Below are 15,370 nucleotides of genomic sequence, written 5' to 3'. Positions count from 1 at the left end.
GCTTTAGTGAAAGTCATTTCTGCCAGCACGCGGGGGCTTTGCCTGCTTGTCGGACTAAGTCTGGGTGCCGCGCCGGTCGCACCGGCGGCGGCGTTCGACCTGTTCGGCATGCATCTTTGGGGCGCCAAGAAGACTGATTCGTCCGAAGACATCATCGGCGAGCCGCAGAACTACACGGTCGATTTCTCCGTTTCCGGCGGCAACGAGGATGTCGAGAAGAAGCTGCAGGGCGTCTCGACCCTGTGGGCGGACCGCGAAAAGCCGGCCTCCGGTGCTGCAGGCCTTTTGGCCAAGGCTCGGGGCGACTACCGGCGCCTGCTGGCCGCGCTTTACAGCGAAGGCCGCTATGGCGGCAGCATCAGCATTCTCGTCGGCGGACGCGAGGCGGCCGACCTGCCTCCCGATACCGAGCTCCCCGACCCGGTGGCCGTGCGGGTGGTGGTCAATCCCGGCCCGATCTTCCTGTTCGGCGAAACCAGCATCATCAACCGTGCGCCGCCGCTGATCGAGCGCAACGACAAGATCAGGCTGCCCGAGGACCAGGGTTTCAGGCCGGGCGAGGTGGCTCGTTCGGGCGCCATTCTCAGCGCAGAGCGGCTTTCGGTCGAAGCCTGGCGCCAGCAGGGCTATGCCAAGGCAAAAGTAGCCGAGCGCAATGTCGTCGCCGAGCACGACCGTGACATCGTCGATGCGACACTGACCATGGATCCGGGCCGCAAGGCCTATTTCGGCCCTGTCGGTGTCGAGGGCACCGAGCGGATCGACCCGAAATTCCTGGCCTGGATGACCGGTATCGAGCCGGGCAAGGAATACGATCCCGACGATCTCGCCCGCGCCAGCAAGCGGCTGGCGCGCCTCGAAGTCTTCCGCGCCATGCGCTTCCAGGAAGCCGACGAGATCGGCAAGGACGGCTCGTTGCCCGTCAGCCTTATCGTGCAGGAGCGCCTGCCGCGCCGTTTCGGCGTCGGCGGCAGCTATTCCACGCTCGATGGTGCTGGACTCGAGGCCTACTGGCTGCACCGCAATCTTTTCGGCCATGCCGAGCGGCTGCGCCTGGAAGGCAAGGTCTCCGGGCTGGTGAATACCTTCAAGCCGGACGAGCTGACCTATCGGCTCGGCGCAACCTTCGTCAGGCCCGGCGTCTATACGCCCGACACCGACTTCATCGCCTCGGTCATCGGCGAGCGCGAGGTGCTCGACGCCTATACCCGCAATGGCGGGACCGTGCAGGCCGGCTTCAACCGCATCTTCAGCGACGAGCTGTCCGGCCGCATCCTTCTCGAGTCGAGTGCGGCGCGCTTCAAGGACGATGTCTTCGGCACGCGCAACTTCATCGACGTCGGCCTGCTCGGTGGCATCGTCTATGACAGCCGTGACAACAAGACCGACGCCACCGAAGGCTACTACGCCGAGGCGACACTGGAGCCCTATTACGAGTTCAACTACGGCAACCCGACCGTGCGCGCCACGGCCGAGGGCCGCGCCTATTACGGCTTCGGTGCTGAAAAGCGCGTCGTCGCGGCCGGCCGCATCAAGGTGGGCAGCATCGCCGGGCCATCGGCTTCCGAGATCGCGCCCGACAAACTGTTCTTCGCCGGTGGCGGCGGCTCGGTGCGTGGCTATGCCTACCGCAACATCGGCGTTCCGGTGGGCGATGGCCGCATCATCGGCGGCCGCTCGCTGATCGAAGGTTCGGCAGAACTGCGCGTCCGCGCGACTGACAGCATCGGCGTGGTGGGCTTCGTCGATGCCGGCTATGTCGGCGGCGATTCCATCCCGAACTTCAACGACCATCTGCGCGTCGGCGTTGGTGGCGGCCTGCGCTACATCACCGGCCTCGGCCCCATCCGCCTCGACGCCGCCGTGCCGCTCAACCGGGGACCGGGCGATCCGACCTTCGGTTTCTACGTCGGAATAGGACAAGCGTTTTGACCCGAATCTTTCTGGCCATCGCCCTTTTCGTCTGCGCGCTTCCGGCATTTGCGCTGTCGGCGCTTGCGCAGGAAACGGCCGATGCCGAGCGCTCTTATTTCGTCGGTTTCGTCGAGAACCAGCTTTCGACGCCGGACCGCCAGATCCGCCTCAACAACATCCAGGGCGCGCTGTCGTCTGACGCCACCGTCGGCGAGATCACCATTGCCGACCGCGAGGGCGTGTGGCTGCGCATCACCAATGCGCGCATCGTCTGGACGCGTTCGGCGCTGCTGCTGGGCCGTCTGGTCGTCGACAGGCTGGCCGCCGACCGCATCGATGTCATCCGCAAGCCGCTGCCGGCGGCTGGCGCGCCAGCGCCCGAGGCAAGCAGCTTCCAGATACCCGAGCTGCCGATCTCGGTCTCGCTCGGCGCGCTCGACGTGCCGCACGTCACTTTCGGCCAAGGCATCTTCGGCCTCGCGGCCGATGTGGCGATCACCGGCAACCTGCAGCTCGCCGACGGTTCGCTCGATACCACGCTGAACGTCAACCGCCTCGACGGACCTGGCGGCAAGCTGGCGCTCAGGGCGGCCTATGCCAACTCCACCCAGCTGCTCGACCTTGACCTGAAGCTCGATGAGCCGGCCAACGGTATCGTGGCCAACCTTCTCAATGTCGACGGCCGGCCGCCGATGGCGCTGGCGCTGAATGGCAAGGGGCCGCTCTCCGAGCTCGACCTCAATCTTTCGCTTGATGCCGATGGCTTGCGCGCGCTGACCGGCACGGCCGAGGTGCGCCACCGGGCCGACGGCTACGGCTTCAACGCCGACGTCCATGGGCCGATCGCCCTGCTTATTTCGCCGCGCTTCCGCGATTTCTTCGGTGCCGAGACGAAGCTCCAGACCTCCGGCCTCGTGCGTGACGGCGGTGGCGTGTTGCTTGAGAAGCTCGATCTGCGGAGCGCAGCGCTCACCCTGAAAGCGGCCGCCGAGACGGCAAGCGACGGTTTTCTGCAGCGCCTCACGCTCGATGCCGACATTGCTGATCCGGCCGGCAAGCCGGTGCTGCTGCCCGTGCCGGGCCAGAACACCGTGCAGCGCGCCAGCCTGAAGCTCGGCTTCGGCGACAAGCCGGGCGACGAATGGTCGGGCGCGCTCACCATAAACGACCTTGCAACCGAGAGCTTCTCGTCCAAGTCTGTCGAGGTTCTGCTGTCGGGCCTCGTTCAGAACATTTCGGACCCGGCCGCGCGCCACCTGACCTTCGCCGCCACCGGCGGTGTGTCGGGCATCGTCGCCAAGCAGGCCGATATGCGCAAGGCGCTCGGCGACCGCGTCACGCTCGACATCGGCGGTAAATGGACTGCCGGTTCGCCGGTCAGGCTCGCCAAGGCGCAGGTCGGCGCCAACGGTTTTGCGCTGTCGCTGACGGGCGACATTTCGGAATTCGCCTTCAAGGGCGACATTGGCCTCAAGGCAAAGTCGCTATCGCCATTCTCTGGTCTCGCCGGGCGTCAGCTTACGGGCGGCGCGGATCTCGTGGCCAAGGGCGAAGTGAAGCCGCTGACCGACGCCTTCGACTTGACACTCGACGGCACGGCCGAAGGGCTGGGCATCGGCACGCCCGCCGCCGACCATCTGCTGCAGGGACAGACCCGTATCACGGGCGGAGTCGCGCGCGGCGAAACCGGCCTGGTGGCGCGGCAGCTGCGCATCTTCAACGACCAGGTCGAGGCGAAGGCCGACGGCCGCTTTGCCACCGGCGCTGCCGATTTCGGTTTCGATGTTTCGGTGTCTGATCTCGCGCTCGTGTCCGACAAGGCCGCTGGCCGTCTCACCGCCAAGGGCCGCGCATCTGGCTCCGAAGGACTGATCGGGCTGACCTTCGACGCGGAAGTTCCGACCGGCGTACTCGTCGGCAAGACGCTGAAGAATGCGGCGCTTGGCTTCGAGGGCACGCTGCAGAAGGGCGATCTCAAAGGCAATGTCACGGGCAATGCCTTCCTCGATGGAGTGAAGATCGATCTCGCCTCGGCAGTCGCCCTCAATGACAATGAAAAGCGCCTCGGCGGCCTGAAATTCACTGCGGGCGGCGCGCACCTGACGGGCGACGTGACGCAGAACAAGGACGGCCTGCTCGACGGCAAGCTGTCGCTTGCCGCGCCCGACGTCTCGACTGCCGCAGCACTTCTGCTGAAGCAGGCGACCGGCGCGGTCAATGCCGACATTGCCCTTACCCATCAGGACGGCAAGCAGAACGCCACCCTTCGCGCCGACATCAATAAGCTGACCGTCGACACCATCCGCGTCGGAAAGGCCGATCTCAACGCAACGATCGCCGACCTGTTCGGCGTGCCGATTGCCGACGGCTCGCTGAACGCCAGCAAGGTTGCCGCAGGCGGGGTGGACGTTTCGACCCTTGAGGCCACCGCGCGGCAGGAAGGCCAGACCACGAATTTCCAGGCCAACGCGAAGCTCGACAACGGTGCGGTCGCCGCTGCCTCCGGCGCGCTGTCGCCTGTCGAGGGTGGCTATCGGCTCGCCCTGCAGCAGGCGCAACTGACCCAGGGCAATCTGGCGGCGAAGCTCGCTGAGCCGGCGGCCCTGCAGATGCGTGGCCAGCGGATTTCCATCGACAATCTCGTGCTCGATGTCGGCGGCGGACGCGTCAGCGCGCGCGGCGAGGTCGACGACAAGCTGGATATCGCGATCAATATTGCAAACCTGCCGCTGGCGATCGCCAATGCGATCCGCCCGGACCTGGCACTGGGCGGCACCGTCAACGGCACCGCCAATGTCGGCGGCACGCGCGAAAGCCCCGACGTGCGCTTCTCGCTCAAGGGCAATTCGCTTGCTGCCGCGGCGCTGCGCGAAGCCGGGCTTGCCTCGATCAATCTCGATGCCGAGGGCAACTCCACCTCAAGCCGGCTCAACATCAAGGCGGCCGTGACCAGCCCCGACGGCCTCCGCGCCACGGCAAATGGCGCCGTGCCGCTCGACAAGGGCGCGCTGGCACTCGATATCGGGCTCGAATCCTTCCCGCTCGCGGTGCTCAATGCCGCTGCTCCCGGCCAGCGGCTCGGCGGCAATATCTCCGGCACCGCAAAGGTTTCCGGCCAGCTCGCCAATCCGGCAGCGGCGTTCAACCTGCGCGGCACGGGTATCCGCGCTGCAGCCTTGGAAGAAGCAGGCGCAGCCCCGCTCGAAATCGCCGCCGCCGGCAGTTTTGCCGACAAGGTGCTGACGTTGTCGTCGGCCGCCGCCAACGGCCCGCAGGGCCTGTCGATCACGGCCAGCGGCCGCGTTCCGGTTTCCGGCGAGGGCGTGGACCTGACGGTACGCGGCGAGGCGCCTCTGGCACTCGCTAACCGCTTCCTGGCCGAGCGCGGCGCGGAGGCCGGCGGCACGCTTACGGCCAACGCCACCATTTCCGGCAGCCTGAAGAAGCCGTCGATCCGGGGCATGTTCTCCACCCAGGGCGCGGAATTCGTCGACCCGGAAAGCAATGTCCGCCTGCGCTCCATCGCCGTCATGGGCACCATCGACGGCGACCAGGTCACGATCCGCAACGCTTCGGCCAATCTCGCCGCCGGCGGCTCGGTCAGCGCCACGGGCACCGTCTCGCTCGATGCCGCAGCCGCTCTTCCGGCAAATATCAGTGTCACGCTCAACGATGCCCGCTATACCGACGGCGCGCTGGTGGTGGCCACGGTGGGCGGCAGCCTTGCCGTCACCGGCCCGCTCACGCGCGATCCGGTTTTGTCCGGCAACATCAGCGTCAGCCGCGCCGAGATCACCGTGCCCGACAGCTTCGCCGGCGGTTCGGCCGCGCTCGACGTCAAGCATGTCAGGCCCTCGCAGGCCGTGGCCGAGACGCTGAAGCGCGCGCGCGCCAATGACGGCACGCCGACCCCGACCGCCCGGCCCAGCGTCATGCGGCTCGACGTCAGCGTGAACGCGCCCGCCCGCATTTTCGTGCGCGGTCGCGGGCTCGACGCGGAGCTCGGCGGCCAGGTCAGGCTCACCGGCCCGGTGTCCGACATCCAGCCAGTGGGCGGCTTCCAGCTCATCCGCGGCCGGCTCAGCATTCTCAGCCAACGCATCACCTTCGATGAAGGCACGGTGACGCTGGTGGGCGACCTCAATCCGTTCCTCAATTTCGTCGCCCGTTCACAGGGCAGCGACATCACCGTCTTTGTCACGGTCAGTGGCCGCGCCAACGACATCAGCGTGACCTTCTCCTCGCAGCCGGAACTGCCGCAGGATGAAGTGCTGGCGCGGCTGATCTTCAATCGCGGCCTCAACGAATTGTCAGCCTTCCAGATCGCGCAGCTTGCCGCCGCCGCAGCCGAGCTGGCCGGCGGCTCCAACGCCTCGCTGCTGGGCAATCTGCGCAGTGCCACGGGGCTGGACGATCTCGACGTGATCACCGACAGCAAGGGCAATGCGGCAGTCCGCGCCGGCCGCTATATCCGCGACAACATCTATCTTGGCGTCGAGGCGGGCGCGCAGGGCTCGACGCGCGGCACCGTCAATCTCGACATCACCAAGGACCTCAAGGCAAAGGGCGCGGTGGGGTCCGATGGCGATTCCAGCCTCGGCGTGTTCTACGAAAAGGACTACTGACCGGCGCGGGGAGCGACCCGCGCCTAGGCTTGATCGAGATCAACGACGAGGGGCTGCAACCGGTATTTCTTCCGGGCGACAGGAATACCGGAGCCCCGAAAATGCAGCCAGATCTGATCCGCAAGCACGCAGCACCCGTGCCGCGCTACACCAGCTATCCGACCGCGCCGCATTTCCATGCCGGCATCAATGCCGGTACCTATCGCGAATGGCTCGGCGCTATCGCACCAGGCACCGCCCTGTCGCTCTATGCCCATATTCCGTTCTGCGACCGCCTGTGCTGGTTCTGCGCCTGCAACACCAAGCAGACGCGCCGCTACCAGCCGCTCGCGGACTACCTCACCTATCTTTACCGCGAAATCGCCACGGTCGCGGGCGCCGTCGACGGCCGGGTCGAGGTCGGAGCGCTGCATTTCGGCGGCGGCTCGCCCACCATGCTCGCACCGGACGACATGCGCGCGCTGAACGACGTGCTGCGCTCCGCCTTCAAGTTCCGCCCGGATGCGGAGATCAGCGTCGAGATCGACCCCAACGACATGGACGAGGCGCGCTTCGACGCGCTGGCCGAAATCGGCATGACCCGCGTGAGCCTCGGCGTGCAGGATTTCGACCCCAGGGTTCAGCAGGCGATCAACCGCGAGCAGACCTTCGACCAGACGCGCGCGGTGGTGGATGGCGCCCGCATGCGTGGCGTCTCGTCGGTCAATATCGACCTGCTCTATGGCCTGCCGCACCAGACGCGCGAGAGCGTCGAGGCGACGGTGGAGCAGGCGCTGCTCCTCAATCCCGATCGCATCGCGCTCTTCGGCTATGCGCATGTGCCTTGGATGCGCAAGCACCAGACGATGATCGACGAAGCCGCACTTCCCGATGCGCTGGAGCGTTTTTCGCAGTCCAGCCGCGCCGCTGAAATCCTTCTTTCCTGTGGCTACCAGGCCATCGGCATCGACCATTTCGCACGGCCCGACGAAACCATGGCGATAGCCCATCGCGAGGGGCGGCTGCGCCGCAATTTCCAGGGCTATACGGTGGATGACCTCGACACGCTGATCGGCCTGGGTGCCTCGGCCATCGGCAAGCTGCCACAGGGCTATGTCCAGAACAACACCGCGACCAGTGAGTATCAGCGGCTGGTGTCCGAGACCGGGCTGGGCGTGACGAAGGGCTTTGCGCTGTCGGAAGAAGACCGCATGCGCGCCTGGGTGATCGAGCGGCTGATGTGCGATTTCTCGTTCTCGAAGTCGGAGTTCGCGCGCTGCTTCGGCGCGCAGGGCACGCCGGTGATCGAGATCGCCGAGAAACTCTTGCAGGAGGACGAGGACGGCCTGATCGCTTCGAGCGGCGACCGCTTCGTCGTCACCAGTCGCGGCCGCCCCGTCGTGCGCTCGGTGGTGGCCGCCTTCGACGCCTATTTCGGCACGAACGGCGCACGGCATTCGATAGCGGTGTGACCACTTGGGGAAGGGCGCGCGGAAGTAACCCCCACCCCTAACCCCTCCCCACAAGGGGGAGGGGAACTTTGCTTTATTGCCGTTCGGCACCCTTTCACCGGTTATGGCGGCTGAGGTCGACGAAATCGTCCCCCTCCCCCTTGTGGGGAGGGGCTAGGGGTGGGGGTATAAGCCTGTAGCTTAGCGAAACATGCGTAGCCGAGGCCGCCCTAAGTCTCGATCGTCAACTCCACCAGGTCGGCCGAGAAATGCGTCTCGGAAAACTGGATCGGCCGACCGTCGAGATCGTCATTGATGGCGATCGTCACCAGCACGATGGCGCCGGGCGAGAGTTTCAGGGTCTCGAGGTCTTCGGCATCCGCATGCCGGGCCGACACCAGCGTCGAGCGGCGCACGTAGTCGTCCACGCCGAAGCGGGCGAAGGACGCGGTGATCGATCCGGTCTCGACAAAGACATCGGCAAAGCCCGGAAAGCGGCTGGCATCGATCCAGCCCGTGCCGCGTGAGACGCTGCGGCCGTCGGCTTCGCTGAGCGTCTCCAGTCGATGCACCGGCGCGCCGGCTTCCAGTTGCAGGGCCTCGGCGACGCGCGCGGGGGCAGGCTCCACAACATGTCTCAGCAGGTTCACCCGCCGTGCGCGCGTCTGGTCCTTGAGGCCGGTCGAAAAGCGCGTGCGGGTGGTGATCGGATAGGCCAGTCGCTTACGGCTCTCGACAAAGGTGCCGCGCCCTTGCTCGGCGCGCAGCACGCCTTCCTGTACCAGCGCCGAGATCGCCGCGCGCACCGTGTGGCGGTTCACGCCGAACTGCTGCGACAGCGTGATTTCCGGCGGCAGCTTTCCGCCTTCTCCCAGCGTTCCGTTGCTGATGCCAAGCCGAATGCGGTCGGCCACCTGTCGCCAAAGCGCCACGCCGCTGCGGCGTTCCATCAGGTCTTCGCCGGTCTGTTCCATTTTTTCAGCTCCGTCATCCAGCCGTCATGGACAGCAATTAGAAAGGGAGTATAATTTGTTCGGTTGTATAGAGCAATAGACAAATCTACGGAAGTCAATGGAGCGTCCATGAAGACCGATAGGCGGCACGAAAAGGAAGAGGCGCTGGCGCGCAAGGCGGCAATGGCTGCCCTCGCCAATGCGCCGGGCGAAACGCTGAAGGCGCTGTGGGACGAAGCCGGCCTGCCGCGCGAGGCGCAGCGGCTGCGCGGACCCGAGACCGGGCTCGTCACGGTGCGCGGACGCATCGGCGGCGGCGGCGCGCCGTTCAACTTCGGCGAGGCGACCGTCACCCGCGCCACAGTGCGAGTGGACGGCGGCACGGTGGGCCATGCCTATGCGCTCGGCCGCGACAAGGACAAGGCGCTGCTTTCGGCCATAGCCGATGCGCTGTGGCAGGACGCGTCGCGCCGCGACGACATCGAAACCAAGATCATTGCGCCGCTGCGTGCGGCGCAGGCCGAGGCCGACGACCGTCGCCGCGCCGAGACGGCGGCGACCAAGGTCGACTTCTTCACCATGGTACGCGGAGAGGACTGATGGAAACTGAGGCAATAGAAGGCGGCTACGCCAATCCGGTCTTCGACGCGCAGACGATGTTCCGCGCGGTGATGGACGCCATGGCGCGTCCCGGCACCATCCAGCCCTGCGGCGAGCTCACCGCTCCGCCCGCGCCGCTGTCGCCGGTTGCGGCTGCCGTCGCGCTGTCGCTTTGCGATGCCGACACGCCGGTCTGGCTCGATCCGGCCGTGCAGGCGTCGCCCGCTGCCAAGCACTGGCTCGGCTTCCACACCGGCGCGCCATTGGCCTACACCCCCGCGGACGCGCATTTCGCCATCGTGTCGGACCCGGCCGAGCTGATTGCGCTCGAGAATTTTTCGCAGGGCACGCAAGAATATCCCGACCGTTCCACCACGCTCATCCTGCAGGTGCCCAGCCTTTCCGGCGGCGAGATACTTCACCTCGAAGGCCCCGGCATCGAAACATCGGCCGCCTTCGCGCCGGTTTCCCTGCCGCGCCACTTTGTCGAGCAGTGGAAGCAGAACCGCGCCCGCTTCCCGCGCGGCGTCGACGTCATCCTGGCCGCGCCCGAAGGGGTCGCCTGCCTGCCGCGCACCACGCGCATCAAGACCACGGAGGCCTGACCCATGTATGTGGCCGTTAAGGGCGGCGATGCCGCCATTTCCAACGCGCACAAGCTGCTTGCCGACCGCCGCCGTGGCGACCGTTCGGTGCCGGCGCTGCGCATCGACCAGATCGTCGAGCAGCTTGCGCTAGGCGTCGATCGCGTCATGGCCGAGGGCTCGCTCTACGATCGCGAGCTGGCCGCGCTCGCCATCGCCCAGGCGCGTGGCGACCTGATCGAGGCGGTCTTCCTGGTGCGTGCCTATCGCACCACGCTGCCGCGCTTCGGCTACACCAACGCCATCGACACCGGCGCCATGCTGGTCGAGCGTCGCGTCTCGGCGACCTACAAGGATCTGCCTGGCGGCCAGCTGCTTGGGCCCACCTTCGACTACACGCACCGTCTGCTGGATCCCGAGATTGCCGCCGGCTCGCCGGTCGACGAGCCCGAGCAGCGCGACGTCGAGAGCGGGCGCATGCCGCGCGTTTCGGAAATCCTGGCGCATGAGGGCCTGATCGAAGGCGATGGCGACATGCCGCTGGATCACGTCACCGGCGACCTGACGCGCGAGCCGCTGGACTTCCCCATCGAGCGCGACCTGCGTTTGCAGGCGCTGGCCCGCGGCGACGAAGGTTTTCTGCTTGCGCTCGGCTATTCGACCCAGCGCGGCTATGGCCGCAACCATCCCTTCGTCGGTGAAATCCGCATCGGCGAGGTGGAGTTGGAGCTTGAAGTGCCGGAGCTGCCCTTTGCCGTGCCGCTCGGACACATCCGCGTCACCGAGTGCCAGATGGTCACCCAGTTCAAGGGTTCGGCCAAGGTGCCGCCGCAGTTTACGCGCGGCTACGGGCTCGTCTTCGGCCAGTCCGAGCGCAAGGCCATGTCCATGTCGCTGTGCGACCGCGCGCTCCGCGCCCGCGAATTCGGCGAGGATGTCGTTGCGCCCGCGCAGGACGAGGAATTCGTCATCTCGCATTCCGACAACGTCCAGGCCACCGGCTTCGTCGAGCACCTGAAGCTGCCGCACTATGTCGACTTCCAGGCCGAGCTGGACCTCATCCGCCGCATGCGTGCCGAACACGATGCCCGCCGCACCGACCATGTCGAGCAGCAGCGCGAGGCAGCCGAATGATCGAGGGCCTCTCGCACATCACCTTCATCGCGCGCGATGTCGAGCGCATGACAGCGATCCTCACGGGCGTCTTCGACGCGCGCGAGGTCTATGCCAGCGGCGACGACCGCTTCTCGCTGTCGCGCGAAAAATTCTTCCTGATCGGCGATCTCTGGATCGCGGTCATGGAGGGCGAGCCGCTGCCTTCGCGCAGCTACAACCACGTCGCCTTCAAGATCGATGAGGCCGACTTCGACCGCTACGTCGCCCGCGTCGAAGCGCTTGGCCTCGACATGCGTCCGCCGCGTCCGCGCGTCGAGGGCGAGGGGCGGTCGATCTACTTTTACGACGACGACAATCATCTGTTCGAACTGCACACCGGCACGCTGACCGAGCGTCTGGCGCGGTATGCGAAAGGTCTGGAGCCCGCGCAATGAACATAGCCGACTACAACTTCGCCTATCTGGATGAGCAGACCAAGCGGATGATCCGCCGCGCCATCCTGAAGGGCATCGCCATTCCCGGCTACCAGGTGCCGTTCGCCAGCCGCGAAATGCCCATGCCCTATGGCTGGGGCACCGGCGGCGTGCAGATCACCGCTTCCATCATCGGCCCCGACGACGTGCTGAAGGTCATCGACCAGGGCGCCGACGACACCACCAATGCGGTCTCCATCCGCGCCTTCTTCCGCAAGGTTGCCGATGTCGCCGTCACCACCGAGACGGTCAAGGCCACCATCATCCAGACCCGCCACCGCATCCCGGAATATCCGCTGCAGGCAGGGCAGACGCTGGTCTACCAGGTGCCGATCCCCGAGCCGTTGCGCTTCCTCGAGCCGCGTGAGACCGAAACGCGCAAGATGCATGCGCTTGAAGAATACGGCCTCATGCATGTGAAGCTCTACGAGGACATCGCCAAGCACGGCCGCATCGCCACGACCTATGCCTATCCGGTCAAGGTCGAGGGGCGCTATGTGATGGACCCGTCGCCAACGCCGAAGTTCGACAATCCCAAGATGCACATGTCGCCGGCGCTGCAGCTGTTTGGCGCGGGCCGCGAAAAGCGCATCTACGCCATTCCGCCCTTCACGGAAGTCGTCAGCCTGGACTTCGAGGACCATCCCTTCGAGATCCAGACCTTCGATCAGCCCTGCGCGCTGTGCGGCGCTGAAAACGTCTACCTCGACGAAGTCATCCTCGATGACAAGGGTGGACACATGTTCGTCTGCTCCGACACCGACCACTGCGAAAAGCGCCAGGCGGAAGGCCATCGCGGCCATCTCGCCCCTGAAGCCATGGAGCCTGCCGAATGACCGACGAACCGCTTCTGCGCGTCAATGCGCTGTCCAAATATTACGGCGCGCGGCTGGGCTGCGAGGACGTCTCCTTCGACCTGTGGCCGGGTGAGGTTCTGGCCGTGGTCGGCGAATCCGGCTCGGGCAAGACCACGCTGCTCAACTGCCTGTCGACCCGGCTGACGCCGAGTTCCGGCGGAGTTAGCTATCGCATGCGCGATGGTAGCTGGCGCGACCTCTACCGCATGAGCGAGGCCGAACGCCGCTTGCTCATGCGCACCGACTGGGGCTTTGTCCATCAGAACCCGGCCGACGGCCTGCGCATGACCGTCTCGGCCGGCGCCAATGTCGGCGAGCGGCTGATGGCCGTCGGCGACCGCCATTACGGCAATATCCGCTCCACGGCGATCGACTGGCTGTCCCGCGTCGAGATCGGCAAGGACCGCATCGACGACGAGCCGCGCTCCTTCTCCGGCGGCATGCGCCAGCGCCTGCAGATCGCGCGAAACCTCGTCACGGGTCCGCGCCTGGTGTTCATGGACGAGCCCACCGGCGGCCTCGACGTGTCGGTGCAGGCGCGCCTGCTCGACCTTCTGCGCGGGCTGGTCACCGACCTTGGCCTCGCGGCCATCGTCGTTACCCACGACCTTGCCGTCGCGCGCCTGCTTTCCCAGCGCATGATGGTGATGAAGGACGGCTATGTCGTTGAAACCGGTCTCACCGACCGCGTGCTCGACGATCCGCGCGCGCCCTACACCCAGCTTCTCGTCTCCTCCATTCTCCAGGTGTGACCATGGCAACTCCTCTCGTCGTTTCAGAAGTCGCCAAGAGCTTCACCATGCATCTGCGTGACGGCATCAAGCTGCCGGTGGTGGGCGATGTTTCCTTCTCGCTGGCCAGCGGTGAATGCGCCGTGCTGGGCGGGCCCTCGGGCGCCGGCAAGAGCTCGATCCTGAAAATGCTCTACGGCAACTATTCCGTCGACTACGGCCAGATCATCGTCAATCACAACGGCCAACTGGTCGATCTCGCCTCGGCAAGCCCGCGCACAGTGCTTGCCATCCGCCGCGACACCATCGGCTATGTCAGCCAGTTCCTGCGCACCGTGCCGCGCGTCTCCGCACTCGACGTGGTCGCCGAGCCGCTGGTGGCTATCGGCGAAGACAGGGAACTGGCGCGTGACAAGGCGCGCGAGCTGCTGTCGCTCCTTAACCTGCCCGAAAGGCTGTGGCTCCTGCCGCCGGCGACCTTCTCGGGCGGCGAGCAGCAGCGCGTCAACATCGCCCGCGGCTTCATCACCAGCCATCCGGTCCTGCTGCTCGACGAGCCGACTGCCTCGCTCGACGCGGTCAACCGCGAAGTCGTGGTGGGCATGATCGCGCAGAAGAAGAAGGAGGGCGTGGCCCTGCTCGGCATCTTCCACGATCAGGATGTGCGCGAGGCCGTGGCCGACTGCATCATCGACGTCACCCAGTTCGCACCCGGGAGGATTGCCGCATGAGGACAAAACTTTCCGAGCAGCCGCTGATCCATCCGACGGCGGAAGTCAGCCAATCGACGCTCGGCCGCTACACCGAGGTCGCCGACCGCAGCCGCGTGCATGAAAGCACGCTCGGCGACTATTCCTACGTCATGCAGGATTGCGGCGTCTGGTGCGCCGAGATCGGCAAGTTCTCCAACATCGCGGCGGCCGTGCGCATCAACGCCACCAACCACCCGACCTGGCGGCCGACGCTGCACCACTTCACCTACCGCGCCTCCGACTATTGGGAGGATGCCGGCCACGAGGAAGAATTCTTCGAGTGGCGGCGGTCCAATGCCGTCCGCGTCGGCCACGACACCTGGCTCGGCCACGGCGTGACGGTTCTGCCGGGCGTGACGATCGGCGACGGCGCCGTCGTCGGCTCGGGCGCGGTGGTGACTAAGGATGTCGCACCCTACACAATCGTCGCCGGCGTGTCGGCGAAGCCGATCCGCGAGCGCTTCGACCGCCGCACCGCCGAGCGCTACCAGGCCCTTGCCTGGTGGGACTGGGACCATGCCCGCCTACGCGCCGCGCTCGACGATTTTCGCGAGCTTTCGGCCGAGGCGTTTTTGGAAAAGCACGGCGGGTAAGCAGTCCGCTAAAGCCACAACCCGGGTAGCCGAAGCGTTCGCGGCGGCTGTCCGGGTTTTGTTTTGGGTAGCTGTACCAACGGGCAGCCCCTTTGACCGATTTGCTCGGCAAACCATGTCTCTCCGACGATCAAGGGGAGGAGATTCGCACGTCACCTCGCCCTCGTGGTTCGAGGCTCGCCCTGCGGGCTCACACCTCACCATGAGGGCTTCTGTCTGCGCTCACCTTCGTCTCTTGAGTTGAGGGCTGCGGTAGCACCAACCTCTTGAGAGTGGTCTCGTAGCGCCAACCTCCCTCATCCTGAGGTGCGAGCGCAGCGAGCCTCGAAGGACGCACCTATTCATCGCCACGCCCTGTTGCCGGTCTGGCTATTGTCAAAGAACCTGGGAAGACGGGCGGTCGGGAAACGCGCTCATCTAGTAATTTATCTGCGGTCTCCACGACCGCCCGTTCGATGCGCTTGCCCCGCTCAGTCGCCTCCACATTCGCGTGGCCAGCCGCCGCAAAGGCCCGGACTTGGGGGTTCATCACCCAGCAGCGCCACCGTTAGCGCCACCAGCCCGGACATCGTCGGCCTCCACGCTCATCCGGTTCATGACCCGTGTTCCCGGTGAGGCCGATGCGGGTGATTATGCGGGAGGCGGGAAAGTGGGGGATGAAAAAGGCGGTGACTTTATTTCATAGCCAATAGTTTCAATGGCTTGGGGGTGGTCGGCCGCTGAATTTATCCACGAACCGAGT

General features: G+C 65.9%; 12 protein-coding genes. 11 read left to right on the top strand and 1 reads right to left on the bottom strand.

The genetic code is table 11. The annotated features are described in order from the left end of the window. Positions 1-6: 6 nt before the first annotated feature. From M2281_RS07015 to hemN, 3 genes are all read left to right on the top strand, one after another. Entirely contained in the window at positions 7-1,932 is a 1,926-nt protein-coding gene (locus tag M2281_RS07015; RefSeq protein ID WP_425537681.1) for an autotransporter assembly complex protein TamA, read from the top strand. Continuing rightward, the gene (locus M2281_RS07010) at positions 1,929-6,539 is read left to right on the top strand and encodes a translocation/assembly module TamB domain-containing protein (RefSeq protein ID WP_280820345.1); all 4,611 of its coding nucleotides are present in this window, start codon (positions 1,929-1,931) and stop codon (positions 6,537-6,539) included. The genes M2281_RS07015 and M2281_RS07010 overlap by 4 nt, the downstream gene beginning before the upstream one ends. A 101-nt stretch (positions 6,540-6,640) precedes the next feature. Then, on the top strand, positions 6,641-7,990 hold the full coding sequence (hemN, locus tag M2281_RS07005; RefSeq protein WP_280820344.1) for an oxygen-independent coproporphyrinogen III oxidase: 1,350 nt from the start codon (positions 6,641-6,643) through the stop codon (positions 7,988-7,990). A 209-nt stretch (positions 7,991-8,199) separates the two neighbouring features. On the opposite strand, the gene phnF is transcribed toward hemN, so the two are convergent. Beyond that, positions 8,200-8,943: a phosphonate metabolism transcriptional regulator PhnF gene (gene phnF / locus M2281_RS07000; RefSeq protein WP_280820343.1), complete on the bottom strand. Its 744-nt coding sequence runs from the start codon at positions 8,941-8,943 to the stop codon at positions 8,200-8,202. A gap of 108 nt (positions 8,944-9,051) precedes the next feature. Between phnF and phnG the strand changes: the two genes are divergently transcribed. Genes phnG through M2281_RS06960 form a run of 8 tightly spaced genes read left to right on the top strand, consistent with a single transcriptional unit; the run spans position 9,052 to position 14,628 of the window. After that, a complete protein-coding gene (gene phnG / locus M2281_RS06995) occupies positions 9,052-9,522 on the top strand; it encodes a phosphonate C-P lyase system protein PhnG (protein ID WP_280820342.1) in 471 nt (156 codons plus the stop codon). Then, complete coding sequence (phnH, locus tag M2281_RS06990) at positions 9,522-10,127, top strand: phosphonate C-P lyase system protein PhnH (RefSeq protein ID WP_280820341.1); 606 nt, start codon at positions 9,522-9,524, stop codon at positions 10,125-10,127. The genes phnG and phnH overlap by 1 nt, the downstream gene beginning before the upstream one ends. Before the next feature lie 3 nt (positions 10,128-10,130). Then, the gene (locus M2281_RS06985) at positions 10,131-11,240 is read left to right on the top strand and encodes a carbon-phosphorus lyase complex subunit PhnI (protein ID WP_280820340.1); all 1,110 of its coding nucleotides are present in this window, start codon (positions 10,131-10,133) and stop codon (positions 11,238-11,240) included. Beyond that, the gene (fosX, locus tag M2281_RS06980; protein ID WP_280820339.1) at positions 11,237-11,656 is read left to right on the top strand and encodes a FosX/FosE/FosI family fosfomycin resistance hydrolase; all 420 of its coding nucleotides are present in this window, start codon (positions 11,237-11,239) and stop codon (positions 11,654-11,656) included. The genes M2281_RS06985 and fosX overlap by 4 nt, the downstream gene beginning before the upstream one ends. Next, complete coding sequence (locus M2281_RS06975) at positions 11,653-12,531, top strand: alpha-D-ribose 1-methylphosphonate 5-phosphate C-P-lyase PhnJ (RefSeq protein ID WP_280820338.1); 879 nt, start codon at positions 11,653-11,655, stop codon at positions 12,529-12,531. Before fosX ends, M2281_RS06975 begins: the two co-directional genes overlap by 4 nt. Further along, positions 12,528-13,304, top strand: a complete 777-nt coding sequence (phnK, locus tag M2281_RS06970; RefSeq protein WP_280820337.1) for a phosphonate C-P lyase system protein PhnK — start codon at positions 12,528-12,530, stop codon at positions 13,302-13,304. Before M2281_RS06975 ends, phnK begins: the two co-directional genes overlap by 4 nt. A 2-nt stretch (positions 13,305-13,306) precedes the next feature. After that, complete coding sequence (phnL, locus tag M2281_RS06965; RefSeq protein WP_280820336.1) at positions 13,307-14,014, top strand: phosphonate C-P lyase system protein PhnL; 708 nt, start codon at positions 13,307-13,309, stop codon at positions 14,012-14,014. Next, positions 14,011-14,628: a DapH/DapD/GlmU-related protein gene (locus tag M2281_RS06960; protein WP_280820335.1), complete on the top strand. Its 618-nt coding sequence runs from the start codon at positions 14,011-14,013 to the stop codon at positions 14,626-14,628. The genes phnL and M2281_RS06960 overlap by 4 nt, the downstream gene beginning before the upstream one ends. The last annotated feature ends 742 nt before the right edge of the window (positions 14,629-15,370 follow it).

The organism is Pseudaminobacter soli (ex Li et al. 2025), from assembly GCF_029892515.1.
Classification (GTDB): domain Bacteria; phylum Pseudomonadota; class Alphaproteobacteria; order Rhizobiales; family Rhizobiaceae; genus Pseudaminobacter; species Pseudaminobacter soli_A.
The sequence above is the reverse complement of the archived record's forward strand: the minus strand, read 5'-3'. Positions and strand labels throughout refer to the sequence as shown.

Coding starts and splice junctions, on each gene's coding strand:
- M2281_RS06975 (WP_280820338.1), top strand. CDS start 11,653: ATGAACATAGCCGACTACAACTTCGCCTATCTGGATGAGCAGACCAAG.
- phnK (WP_280820337.1), top strand. CDS start 12,528: ATGACCGACGAACCGCTTCTGCGCGTCAATGCGCTGTCCAAATATTAC.
- phnF (WP_280820343.1), bottom strand. CDS start 8,943: ATGGAACAGACCGGCGAAGACCTGATGGAACGCCGCAGCGGCGTGGCG.
- phnG (WP_280820342.1), top strand. CDS start 9,052: ATGAAGACCGATAGGCGGCACGAAAAGGAAGAGGCGCTGGCGCGCAAG.
- hemN (WP_280820344.1), top strand. CDS start 6,641: ATGCAGCCAGATCTGATCCGCAAGCACGCAGCACCCGTGCCGCGCTAC.
- M2281_RS06985 (WP_280820340.1), top strand. CDS start 10,131: ATGTATGTGGCCGTTAAGGGCGGCGATGCCGCCATTTCCAACGCGCAC.
- fosX (WP_280820339.1), top strand. CDS start 11,237: ATGATCGAGGGCCTCTCGCACATCACCTTCATCGCGCGCGATGTCGAG.
- phnL (WP_280820336.1), top strand. CDS start 13,307: ATGGCAACTCCTCTCGTCGTTTCAGAAGTCGCCAAGAGCTTCACCATG.
- M2281_RS06960 (WP_280820335.1), top strand. CDS start 14,011: ATGAGGACAAAACTTTCCGAGCAGCCGCTGATCCATCCGACGGCGGAA.
- phnH (WP_280820341.1), top strand. CDS start 9,522: ATGGAAACTGAGGCAATAGAAGGCGGCTACGCCAATCCGGTCTTCGAC.